The organism is Flavobacterium sp. (genome assembly GCF_035456085.1).
Classification (GTDB): Bacteria; Bacteroidota; Bacteroidia; order Flavobacteriales; family Flavobacteriaceae; genus Flavobacterium.
Genome location: NZ_DATIDY010000019.1, coordinates 1 through 12,431 on the forward strand (window position 1 = coordinate 1; position 12,431 = coordinate 12,431).

Annotated in this window: 13 protein-coding genes; 4 read left to right on the forward strand and 9 right to left on the reverse strand. The window is 33.1% G+C overall.

Annotated features, from left to right (window positions below; all coding sequences use genetic code 11):
- Positions 1-103 precede the first annotated feature (103 nt).
- On the forward strand, positions 104-1,003 hold the full coding sequence (locus VLC96_RS01250) for a hypothetical protein (protein WP_325260229.1): 900 nt from the start codon (positions 104-106) through the stop codon (positions 1,001-1,003).
- Positions 1,004-1,109: 106 nt separating this feature from the next.
- Positions 1,110-1,844, forward strand: a complete 735-nt coding sequence (rlmB, locus tag VLC96_RS01255) for a 23S rRNA (guanosine(2251)-2'-O)-methyltransferase RlmB (RefSeq protein WP_325260230.1) — start codon at positions 1,110-1,112, stop codon at positions 1,842-1,844.
- 104 nt (positions 1,845-1,948) lie between these two features.
- On the opposite strand, the gene VLC96_RS01260 is transcribed toward rlmB, so the two are convergent.
- Positions 1,949-2,749: a rhomboid family intramembrane serine protease gene (locus VLC96_RS01260; protein WP_325260231.1), complete on the reverse strand. Its 801-nt coding sequence runs from the start codon at positions 2,747-2,749 to the stop codon at positions 1,949-1,951.
- A 294-nt stretch (positions 2,750-3,043) separates the two neighbouring features.
- On the opposite strand from VLC96_RS01260, the gene VLC96_RS01265 reads away from it, so the two are divergent.
- Positions 3,044-4,321, forward strand: a complete 1,278-nt coding sequence (locus VLC96_RS01265; RefSeq protein ID WP_325260232.1) for a replication-associated recombination protein A — start codon at positions 3,044-3,046, stop codon at positions 4,319-4,321.
- Positions 4,322-4,364: 43 nt separating this feature from the next.
- Here the strand turns inward: VLC96_RS01265 and VLC96_RS01270 are convergent, their stop codons facing one another.
- From VLC96_RS01270 to VLC96_RS01305, 8 genes are all read right to left on the reverse strand, one after another.
- Entirely contained in the window at positions 4,365-5,135 is a 771-nt protein-coding gene (locus VLC96_RS01270; protein WP_325260233.1) for a hypothetical protein, read from the reverse strand.
- Positions 5,136-5,138: 3 nt separating this feature from the next.
- On the reverse strand, positions 5,139-5,828 hold the full coding sequence (locus VLC96_RS01275) for a YjjG family noncanonical pyrimidine nucleotidase (RefSeq protein ID WP_325260234.1): 690 nt from the start codon (positions 5,826-5,828) through the stop codon (positions 5,139-5,141).
- A 5-nt stretch (positions 5,829-5,833) separates the two neighbouring features.
- Positions 5,834-6,295, reverse strand: coding sequence for an RES family NAD+ phosphorylase (locus tag VLC96_RS01280; protein ID WP_325260235.1), 462 nt, complete (start codon positions 6,293-6,295; stop codon positions 5,834-5,836).
- A complete protein-coding gene (locus VLC96_RS01285; protein WP_325260236.1) occupies positions 6,295-6,798 on the reverse strand; it encodes an Xre family toxin-antitoxin system antitoxin in 504 nt (167 codons plus the stop codon). Before VLC96_RS01285 ends, VLC96_RS01280 begins: the two co-directional genes overlap by 1 nt.
- A 54-nt stretch (positions 6,799-6,852) precedes the next feature.
- On the reverse strand, positions 6,853-7,575 hold the full coding sequence (gene radC / locus VLC96_RS01290; RefSeq protein ID WP_325260237.1) for a RadC family protein: 723 nt from the start codon (positions 7,573-7,575) through the stop codon (positions 6,853-6,855).
- 227 nt (positions 7,576-7,802) lie between these two features.
- Complete coding sequence (locus tag VLC96_RS01295; RefSeq protein WP_325260238.1) at positions 7,803-8,117, reverse strand: GIY-YIG nuclease family protein; 315 nt, start codon at positions 8,115-8,117, stop codon at positions 7,803-7,805.
- 339 nt (positions 8,118-8,456) lie between these two features.
- Positions 8,457-9,812: a UDP-N-acetylmuramate--L-alanine ligase gene (locus VLC96_RS01300; protein WP_325260239.1), complete on the reverse strand. Its 1,356-nt coding sequence runs from the start codon at positions 9,810-9,812 to the stop codon at positions 8,457-8,459.
- A 47-nt stretch (positions 9,813-9,859) separates the two neighbouring features.
- Positions 9,860-10,555 (reverse strand): tetratricopeptide repeat protein, encoded by a 696-nt coding sequence (locus tag VLC96_RS01305; protein ID WP_325260240.1) that lies wholly within the window; start codon positions 10,553-10,555, stop codon positions 9,860-9,862.
- 167 nt (positions 10,556-10,722) lie between these two features.
- Here VLC96_RS01305 and VLC96_RS01310 point away from each other — a divergent pair.
- Positions 10,723-12,431: hypothetical protein (locus VLC96_RS01310; RefSeq protein ID WP_325260241.1), on the forward strand; the 1,709-nt coding region annotated here is incomplete at its 3' end.

Below are 12,431 nucleotides of genomic sequence, written 5' to 3' on the forward strand. Positions count from 1 at the left end.
TATTGGCCGCAAAATGAATTAAACTCTAATCAAAATGCGCCAGCTCAAAAAAATCCTGGAACTTATAAAATATTTTGGTCAAAATAACTAAAATCAAAAGAACATGAAAAAAATCAAATATATAGCCATTCTGATTCTGTCTTTTATGATGACAACATCATGTACAGACGATGGAGGGAGTTCAGTAATAGATCTTACTGAAGGCGGGGTTCCGAATGTTGAAAAAACACCTGGAACGGATACTTCTTTAAACTACGCCGCTCTTTCAAATGGAGGTAGTGTTAAAATAGGTGTAACTCTGACAGTTGGTAGAGGTGATGTAGCATCAATGAATGTTGTAGGTTTTTATACCAAAGGTTCAAAAGTTGAAAAAGCAGTTTTAACTAGTGGTATAACTACTTTCCCTACAAGTGTAACTTATACTGAACAGGATCTTTATAAAGCTTTTAGTATTTTAAACTCTCCAAGCGATTTTGATATTACTGATAACTTAGTAATAAGTGCTGATGTAACTCTAAAAAATGGCACAGTACTAAAAATGTTTACTGATGAAGGCGAACCACTTTTCGGAGCAGATATAGCTAACTCAGAACAATTTTCCGTACTCCAAGAATATACAATGGTATGTCCTTTAGATGACGCGTCAATATTTAATGGTGACTATACAGTTACACAAGATGATTGGGCAGATTACAAAGTCGGAGCAACTATTCCTGTTGTTTATGATGCAGCTTTTGGAACTTTAAAATTTAAAATTTTGAACACGAATAATCCATATGTAGTCAATAAAACGACATCTTACATGATAGTAACGATTGATCCTGAAACGGCAAATGTTACTGTAACTTCAAATGAAATATGGAATTATGGGTCTTACAAGGCTACTGTAACCGGAGAAGGATCAGTAAGTGCATGTACAGGTGACATCAATTTAAAATTAAATTTTGCGACAGATATTTATGGTGTTTACGAAAATCAGACTTTCAATCTTTCTAAGAAATGATGTTTTAAATATTTATTTTTAAAATAGCATAAAATTAATATCTAAAAACCTATTCAATTATTTGGATAGGTTTTTTTTACGAAACCCTTTTACTTATCTTTGCCGCATGGAAAAAGAACATCAAATTTTTGGGATTAGGGCTATAATTGAAGCCATTCAGGCAGGTGCAACCGTAGATAAAGTCTACATTCAGAAGGAAGCTACTGGCGAACTAATGAAGGACTTAATGAAAGTGATGAAACGCGGTAATATCAATTTCTCTTATGTTCCTGTAGAAAAACTTAACCGATTAACTCCAAATAATCATCAAGGTGCGGTAGCAAGCATCTCTCCTATTTCATTTTTTGATTTAGAAACTTTGATAGAAACCGTTATTGAGAATGGCAAAAAACCGTTGTTTTTAATTCTGGATCAAATTTCGGATGCGCGTAATTTTGGTGCTATTATCAGAACAGCAGAATGTACTGGTGTAAATGGGATTATTGTCCAAAAAGCGGGTTCAGCTCCTGTAAATGGTGATACTGTAAAAACATCTGCTGGTGCGGTATTTAATATTCCGATTTGCAAAGTAGAACATATTAAAGATGCTATTTTCCTTTTGCAAGCCAGTGGAATTAAAACTGTTGCTGCTACCGAAAAAACTGAACAAAATATTTATGACATCTCACTGAATGAACCTGTAGCAATCATTATGGGCTCTGAGGATAGAGGAGTAAATCCTTCTGTGCTTAAAATTGTTGATGAAAAAGCAAAACTTCCTATGTTTGGATCTATTGGATCATTGAATGTTTCTGTAGCTTGTGGAGCTTTTTTATATGAAACAGTAAGACAAAGAAGCTAAGATAGCAGATTTTAGATTGAAGAAGGCAGATTGAAGAATTCAAAATTTAAATAATACTATTGACATTAATATTGTCATTGAATTGTAATTGATATTGAAATGAATCAAGATTCAGATTTTGATTCATTTTTTTCATTTATAGACTCTTGGTTTTCGATGAAATCATAAACTACATTTGAATTTGATTGAAAAAAAGGATTAGTTTCTAATTGAATTTCTTCTTCAAATTCTTCAATTTTTGGGAGATTGACAAAATTACCGTTTTCGTCAAAACGCTGCATAAATTTATCTTCGGAAGGATCATAATCGGGGTGTTCCCAATCGTATTTTATTACTTTTTTATATTCAGGTTTTTTGTAGAAAAAAGTTAATACAAAACCTGAAATCAATCCTGATAAATGTCCTTCCCAGGAAATGGTGTCATCTACTTTTGGAAAAACATACCAAACCATTCCGCCATAAAGAACAACAACGGTAAGTGACAAAGCGACTAAACGATAATATCTGGTTTGAATTCCTTTAAAAAAAATAAAAGAAACCAACACATAAATCAAACCGCTTGCTCCTATATGATAATTTTCTCTTCCAATGAGCCATGTTAAAAAACCAGAAGATAGGATTCCAAATATTAAAATCCCCCATGCTTCTTTACTATAAAAAAAGAACAATGCCGCCAACAGAACTACCAATGGGATTGAATTATTGTAAAGATGCTCAATGTTTGAATGAATAAATGGGCTGAAAACAATGCCTTGCATTCCCGAAAATGTTCTTGGCAAAATTCCGTTATCATCAAAATCGAAACCAAAACGAATTTCTGACCAATAGACAAACCACAAGAACAGCACAAAAAAAAGTGGCACTCCTACTACTGAATTGGTGAATTTAAAATTGTTTTCTTCCATTTTAGATTAATGATTTATGTTTTTGAATCATGTCCTTAAGGTAACTCAAAAATGTATCCAAAAGTAATTAAATGCTATTTTGTCATAAATACTTAATTAAGTCTTGAAACCAAATGCCCTAGCCCAGATCGAAATGAAAAGCCCGGAGCTGAAACAACTAATTTTTTCTTGCCATAAAAGAGCGACCAACGGAAGCTCCTTTTATGGTTAGAAAAATAGTTGTGGCAGCGAGGACTTGTAATGAAGAGCTGGATTAGCTTCTGAAAAAATATAAAAATTGTGTAATTTTACAATATGGAAGCACCACTAGCAGAACGTATACGCCCTCAGAAACTGGAAGATTATATCAGTCAGTCCCATTTGGTTGGTCCGAATGGTTCTTTGACGCATCAAATTGCGAAAGGAATTATTCCTTCCCTGATTTTTTGGGGACCTCCGGGAACGGGAAAAACGACTTTGGCGCAAATTATTGCTCAGGAGTCTAATCGTCCTTTTTATGTTTTGAGCGCTATTAATTCGGGAGTTAAGGATATTCGGGATGTAATTGACAAAGCAAAACAAAGCGGCGGTTTATTCACTGCCAAAAATCCGATTCTGTTTATTGACGAGATTCATCGTTTTAGCAAATCGCAACAAGATTCTTTGTTGGCAGCGGTTGAAAAAGGTTGGATTACGCTTATTGGGGCAACAACCGAAAATCCGAGTTTTGAAGTTATTCCCGCTCTATTATCCCGTTGTCAGGTTTATGTTTTGAATGCTTTTACCAAAGCAGATTTAGAGCAATTACTGCAGAGAGCTATGAAAATTGACAGTCATTTGGCTTCCAAAAATATTAAATTGCAAGAAACAGAGGCTCTATTGCGTCTTTCTGGTGGCGATGGACGCAAACTATTAAATATTTTTGAACTGGTTGTAAATGCCTCCGCTGAAGATGAAATTATAATCACTAATGATCGTGTTTTGGAATTAGTTCAACAAAACACGGTTTTATATGACAAAACTGGTGAACAGCATTATGACATTGTTTCGGCTTTTATAAAATCAATTCGAGGAAGTGATCCTAATGGAGCTGTTTACTGGCTCGCCAGAATGATTGAAGGCGGTGAAGATGTAAAATTTATTGCTAGAAGAATGTTAATTTTGTCCAGCGAAGATATTGGAAATGCAAATCCGACAGCGCTTATTATGGCAAATAATACTTTTCAGGCTGTTACCACAATTGGATATCCGGAAAGTCGAATTATTTTGAGTCAGTGCGCAATATATCTCGCTACGTCGCCAAAAAGTAATGCTTCGTACTTGGCCATCGGAACAGCTCAACAATTGGTAAAACAAACTGGAGATTTGCCAGTTCCAATTCATCTGCGCAATGCTCCTACCAAACTAATGAAGGAATTAGGATATGGTGAAGATTATAAATATTCGCATGATTATGCAAACAATTTTGCCGAACAGGAATTTTTGCCAGAGGCATTAAGTAATACTCCGATTTATGTTCCCGGTCAGAATTCGAGAGAAAATACTACCCGCGAATTCCTTAAAAATAGATGGAAAAACAAATACGGGTATTAAAATTTAAAATCTTAATACCCGTACTTTTATATTCTTACCGAATTTAAAACTTCACAGTAATTTTTTCTGACATTAAGGTATCTTTATCATAATACTCAAAGTACCATTGATTATCTTTCTGAACCATAGTTCCTTGAACATCACCTTTGGTAGCCATATAAATAGCAGGATTTGTAGTTTTATAAGCTTTGATAACCACTTTTGGAGTGCTGTCAACTAATTGATATCCATTTTTGATTGGTTGTGCAAATAGAACTGTCCCGTCTGGTTCTGCACTATTATTTGGTACATTTACAGCTACTGCAGCGGTTGTAGCAGCAACAGTCGTTGTAGCAACTGTAGCTGATTGTGTACTTGCTGCTGGCGGATTTGTGTATTTTGCAGCTGATTTGCCTTCGTATTTATAATTCAACGCATATACTGATTCAAAAGCTCTATTCAAAGCTTCGGCATAGGCCACTTCGTATTCTTTCTCCTTACTTTTTCCTACTTCAGATCTGAAAATTTCTTTGTTGTAGCAATCTTTAAGAACTACGTAAAGTTTGGTTATTAAAAATCCATTGTCTTTCACTACATCCACGTTCAAAAGACTACATCTGTCACTATATTCTATAGGCAGCGATTCATTGGCATAAAAAACCTCAAAACCAGCTTTTTTTAGATTAGCTTTTGTTATAGTGCAAAGACGATATTGATTATCGCTTTTTAAAAAATCATATTTTAAAGGAACAATAACGGCGGCATAATTATTCACCGACTGCGAAAATCCAAAGCTGGAAACAAACAGTAAAAGGAATAAAATTTTTGACTTCATAATTTATAAATATTTTTTTAGTTCTAATAAATGTGTTACTTGCTTAATATTTTGTTCTATTTTAATATTCTTGTCATTAAAAAAAATAGCATCTAATCCTGCATTGAGAGCTCCTTGGACATCAGCCTCAAGACAATCACCGATCATTATACTACTTTCTTTTTTGGCTTGAGCCAAATTCAAGGCATATTCAAAAATAATTGGATTAGGTTTTTTCACTCCCGCCATCTCTGAATTGGTTATCGTCTGGAAAAAACCAGCAATATTCGAATTGTTTATTTTCTTGTATTGCACATCGGCAAAGCCATTGGTAATAATATGCAATTTATACTTTTTTCCCAGATATTCCAACACTTCTATTGTACCGTCGAACAAACGATTATTTTCAGGCAATAACTCAATATAATCATATGCCATACTTTCAATTTGAGCATCAGAGACAGTATATTCTAAAGCATCAAAAGTATGTTTAAGGCGATTGTATCTTAATTCGTCATGTGTGATTTTATCGTATTGGTATAATTTCCAACAGGCTTGATTAATGGGGATATATTTTTCAATAAAATCGGTTATTGAAATTGTGGGATGATCTCTTTTCAAAATTACATCAAAAGCCAATTCTGAATTAACATCAAAATCCCAAAGAGTATGATCAAGATCAAAGAATATATCGGTTATTTTACTAGATAACATGCAAATTAATTTTTAAAAATTCGTTTATCAAAAGGGAAATCGCTTTGTTCTGTGATTCTAATTTTAGAAAAATCGGTATGATAAGGATTAATCAAAAAATTAAAATCTCCTTTTACAACCGCCGACGGCACTTTTAGAACACAAGCTTCATTTCGTTTTATAAAATCATCTCCCAAAAGAGGTGTTTCAAAGGTACACGGAAAAATATTCCAATCTATGTTAAGTTTAGTTAAATCTAAAATTTCTATGGCAATATCATCAGGAATTTCAATGGTTAGCATCACAAAATCACTTGGAAGTGTTGCCAACGAAAGATGCACTAAAACTTCGGCCATTGCCAAAGCTCTGTTTTGGGCACAATAAATAATCTCTGTCCCTTTTGAATTCCAACGTGCGCCTGAAATTGAGGCTCCTTTTCCCGATAATTCTATAGGATATTTTTTCCGAGCTAATCGAAAAACTTCCATTATACAAAAATACCTTGATCGATTTTATTCAATTCGTTAACTACCATTTCTTTTCCATAAGAATCCTTGAGTAATTCGATAGGTTGCAGATTTCCAAGTGCAAATGAAGGTGTGTTTAACCATAAATAAAACTGTTTCTCGGTATCAAAAACTGAATTTCCTAAAGCAGTTACTTCGGCTAATTCTAATATTTTTTCGGATTGAATGGGTTTGAAAATAAAATCTTCTTTAACTTTATTTCGTTGAAGTGATTTGGTTGAAATTCCCAAAAAAGAAGCCCAGTCCTCTTCATTAAAAGGAGTTACTTCTTTTATCAAATCAAACAATTCATAAGAGATTCCTTCACGAATGGCGTGTACAATCAACATCTTGTTGTTTAAAAACTCTTCATAAGTGATATTCTTATTCAAAAGTTTGTAACCGCGCTCCTGCTCTACTCTATTGACCAAAGCTCTAACGGCTTTATCAATTGCTTCTCCTGATTTTAATCGTATTGCTTCCATAAAAAAAGACATTTGACTGTAAATATAAGACAAATGTCCGGTTTATGCAAATTTTTAAAAAATACCTTCATCAGCAAAGCTATAATAGCCTCTTTCAGTAATAATTATATGATCTAAGACTGGGATATCCAATTGTTGTCCAGCGCTTTTAATTTTCTTAGTAATTTGTATATCGGCCTCACTGGGTTGCAATTTACCTGAAGGATGGTTATGGGAAAGAATAATGGAAGTCGCATTTTGCTCTAATGCAATTTTAAATACGATTCGAGTATCTACAACTGTTCCGGTCAATCCTCCTTTGCTCAGTTGTGTTTTAAAAAGAATTTTATTCGAATTATTCAAATACAAAACCCAGAATTCTTCATGCTGCAATTCTCCAATAATAGGTTGCATTACTTCAAAAACGGCTTTACTGGAAGTTATTTTTGTCGGCTCAACGATATCTTCGTTTTTTCTGCGTCTGCCTAACTCAGCTGCTGCAATAATTGATATTGCTTTGGCCTCACCTATCCCTTTAAAATTCATTAATTGTGCGATAGACAATTTCCCTAAAGCATTCAAATTATAATCAACACTTCCTAAAATTCGTTTACTTAAATCCACTGCGGATTCATTTCGGCTTCCTGAACCGATTAATATGGCAATTAATTCGGCATCACTCAAAACGCTTTTGCCTTTGAGCATTAATTTTTCACGGGGTTTGTCGTCTTCGGACCAATGAGTGATTGGGAATGCTTCTTGTTTCCTAAAAGGAGTTTTTGAATCGTCTAAAATCATAATCTCTAAAAAATAACATTCAATAACTTTACACTTGAGTTTTATTATCAAACTCTTAGTTTTGCTAATATATTAAAAATAAGAGAAAAATCAGACAATAAAAATTTTAGTCTTTCATAATGCCAGAAACAAATAGGGTGTAAAAAATAAAGATTCCTACGGAATGACAAACTGTGCGACTATTTTTCACACAATCTTGTCATTCCGTAGGAATCTCAATTAGGGTTTTATTGTTTAAAATGATAATTCCAAAATTCCAAACCCGGATTCATTTCCTTTATTAAATTCAACTTCTTTTCTCTCGAAAGGTCTTTAATTTCTTTTTTTCTTTCAATTGCTAACTGAATCCAACCAAATTTTTCATAATAAATTAAAAAATGTGAATTGTATTTAGCCGTAAAACTATTCGGGTTTAGTTTACTTTCATGTTGTTGTAACCGCAATTTTAAATTATTGGTAACACCAGTATATAAAACTGTTCTGTTTTTATTCGTTAAAATATAAACGTAAAAAGTATAAATTCCTTCAGTGTACTCGATCATAAAAATGATTTTTAAAACTATAGAGAAAAGATTCCTCCGGAATGACAAACTAGGCGTATAATAAAATTGTGAGACATTTTAAATATGTAAAAAACAGCCTAATTATCCACAATCTAACCACAATCTTGTCATTCCGTAGGAATCTTTAGTGAGCTCGGGATTCCTACGGAATGACAAACTGTGTCTTTAATACCATTCTTAATCTATAAAATTATTAGTATTTAAGTATGCAAAAAATAGCTCACAATTATGCACAATCTTGTCATTCCGTAGGAATCTCCGCAACGTGAGTAACCAATGTGAGATTCCTTCGGAATGACAAAAATGCGGTTAATTTTTTTACTCAATCAAACCTTTTACCTCATCAAAATTCAATCCTCCATAATTCCCTGAACTCATCAATAATAAAGCAGAATTATCTAAATTTAAATTGAAAAGATATTCTTTAAACTCAGCTGGATTAGTATAAATTATTAAATCTTTTCGATTGAACGCTTTGGCGATTTGCTCATAGGTTACTTCTTCCAATTGTTTGATTTTAACCGCATCCGGAGAATAGAAAACTACAGCAACATCAGCATATTCAAGTGCGCCTTCGTATTCTTTTAAGAACTCGGCGTTCAAACTACTGTAAGTGTGTAATTCCAAACAAGCCACAACCGTGCGGTTTGGATATTGCTCTTTTACTGCTTTGGTAGTGGCGGAAACTTTACTTGGGGAATGAGCAAAATCTTTGTACGCTACTTTTCCTTTTCCTTCAGCAATTTTCTCTAAACGTTTTGAGGCTCCTTTAAAACTGGCAATCGCTTCATAAAAGTCAGCTTCATCAACTCCCATATTTTGGCAAATCCATTTGGCTCCAGCTAAATTATTCAAATTATGCGCTCCAAAAACCTCAATAGGCATTGCTCCTTCTGGCGTTTCCAAAAGTGTAACACCATCTTTCACTTCGTATTTTGGAGTTGTATAAGGTATTTTTCGGATTGGATTCGTTGCTTTTTCGGCAACACGTTTTACTTCTGAATCATCTTCGTTATACACTAAGATTCCGCCATTAGTGATTTTTTCAATGAATGTTTCAAACTGCTCTACATAAAAATCATAGGTAGGAAAAACATTGATATGATCCCAAGCGATTCCCGAAATCAAAGCAATATTGGGCTGATATAAATGGAATTTTGGTCTTCTGTCAATTGGAGAAGATAAATATTCATCTCCTTCCAAAACCATAAAATCATTTTCTTCGGTAAGATGTACCATCGTGTCAAAACCCGCTAACTGTGCTCCAACCATATAATCGACTTCAATATTATGATAATGCATAACATGCAAAATCATCGAAGTGATTGTAGTTTTTCCGTGTGATCCACCAATAACTACGCGAGTTTTATTTTTTGATTGTTCGTATAAAAATTCTGGATAAGAATAAATTTTCAATCCTAATTCCTGAGCTTTCAACAATTCTGGGTTATCTGCTTTGGCGTGCATTCCAAGAATTATGGCATCAATATCCGAAGTTATTTTTTCAGGAAACCAACCCAATTCAGCAGGTAAAATTCCTTTTTTCTCCAAACGAGATTTTGATGGCTCAAAAATCGCGTCATCGCTTCCTGTAACTTGATATCCTTTGTTGTGTAATGCCAATGCTAAGTTGTGCATTGCGCTTCCGCCTATGGCAATGAAATGTGTTTTCATCTAATGTCTTTGTATTGCTTTATTCAATAACCGATTCTTCGATTACTCTATTGTTTTTTATTTCTATACTCCTCCCAAACCTTGTTGGCTTTGTCTGGTTGTTTCATTTTATTTTTGTAAAAATCGGCCAATGCCTGATAACAAATTTTCGAACCTCCTATCAACACTGCTCTTCTATATTGTTCTTCGGCCTCTTCATATCTTTTAAAATATTCTTCTATATGGGCGCGAGATAAATATCCATCAACAGGTGATAATTCTCTTAATTCGGCTGAATATTTTATCGCTTTAGATTCGCTGCCTCCAACAATTCCTGGCAATTCTAAATACAATTCGATCAATGCCCACCGAGCTTCAATGTGTTTTGGATTTAATGCGATGGCTTTTTCAAAAGAAGACCTCACTTCACCAACCATTCCTAACGCTTTTATTTTATTGACTTCTAATGATTTCATTGCCAAAGCGCCACCATATTTGTAGTAATAATTTGCTTCGTTAGGTTTTATCGTTTTTAGCTTTTTATAATAAGTTATCGACTTGTCCCAAGTTTTATTATGACTTGCAATATCGCCTAAATATTCTAAAGTTTTAAGATGGTTTGGATTGTTTTTTAAGTAACTTTCAAAAACAAGTTGCGCCTGATTATATTTCCCATCATTGAATAGTTTTTCAGCCTTTTCAAAATTGGTTTGAGCCAAAATAAACGATGGAAACAATACGAAAATAATCAGTGCTTTCTTCATGCTTCAAAAATAATAAAATGCCACAAGTTTAATTTAGTTTTAAGTAAAAATTAGTAATTTGTACGAAAATTATTTTCAAATTAAAACTATATATTGATTGAAATTTTCTTTGGTATAATTTCAGATTACCATTGGAAAAACAATATAATCAGATTCAAAATCCAGCTATGAAAAATATTTATTTAGCCTTTATTTTTGCTTTAATCTCCACAACATTATTCGCACAACAGTTTGAAAAAGAATGGGGTAAAGCAACTCAGAATGAAAATGTCGGAAAAATAAAAACCGCCAATGAAATTGTAAACAAAATTTACAAAAAGGCTTCCGCTAAGAAAAATGAAACTCAAATCATCAAAAGTTTTTTTTACAAATCCAAGTACAGACAAATATTGGACGAAAATGCAAAGCTGAAGATTTTACATGATTTAAAAACTGAGATCAGCAAGGCTTCTGTGCCTTCAAAAGCCATTTTGAATTTGATTTATGCAAAATGTTTGAATAATTCATATTACGGCATTGTAGCCGACAGCACTTTCGTAGCAGTGGATAATGTAATGGCGGTAGATACAACTGCCGTAGCAATGGATACAACTGCCGTAGCTGTAGATACAACTGCTACGGCTCCCGATTTTGAATTAGAAACAGAAATAAATGCTCTATTTGATAAAACCCTAGAAAATGAAGAGGTTTTAAAAGCAACTCCGCTAACCAATTACGAAGCTATTTTTGACTTTTTTACTATAGAAAAATTCAAAAAAGAAAACTTATTCGATTATTTACTAAAGGAAAATATTGCTTTTTATAAAGGAAAATTAAATGGATGGGACATTGACTCTAAAGAACATGAACCTTATAAAAATATATTTCTAAGCAATAACGATGCTTTTACAAAATTAAATCTGGAGTACATCAAAAATCAAGATTTAAAAAAAGTACTTTCTCTATATCAGAAATTAGAAATTGATTCGCCTACTTTCGAAAACAAACTAGAACGAATTTTATTTTGTTCCCAATACCTTATAAAATCAGATGAAGATTTATTGAATGCTTTAATTTCCTTAGAAAAAGAAACAAAGGAAGCAATACAACTGCAAAAGATTCAATTAGAAAAAGCGACAATTTACGCCAGATTAGCTTCCAAAGAAACTCATCCAGATTACAATATCAAAGCAATTACAGAATTAGACCGTGTCTTGGCTACCAATAATAATTCAAACGCCTATAAATTGGCAATTCAAAAAAAGGAAGAAATTCTTTCAAAAAATATTCAAGTCGAACTTCAAAAATATATTTACAATAAAGAAAATACCAGAGCCTTTATTCGATACAAAAACTCGAACAATTTGACGATTTCATTCTTTAAAATAAACTATAATAAAACATCCCAATTTTATAACACTCCCAACAAAATTGATAGTTTGGCAACCCAAATTATCGCTACTAAAAAACCATTTGCAACAAAAAGCTACGACCTCCTCGACAAAAAAGATTATTTCGAATATTCTACAGAAGTCGTTTTACCTCAATTAGAAACAGGCAATTATCTGGTTTATTTCGAAAGCGAAACCGACTCCAAAAACAAAAAAGGATTTGGTTATGAAACCATCACTGTTTCAAATATTTCAGTTTTGGCAAATAACAAAAATCAAACGGAATACTACACTGTTCTCGACCGAAAAACAGGTAAACCAATGGAAAATGTCACTTTAAAATCAAAGGATTTCAATATAAAAACCAATGCAGATGGCTTAGCAATCTACAAACCAAAAGACGGTAATTATTACAATCGATATCCAATTCTATTGTATTCTACAAATGACACTATTTTAATCAACAAAGAATACATTGGATATGCTAATGACTATTCTGAGAATAA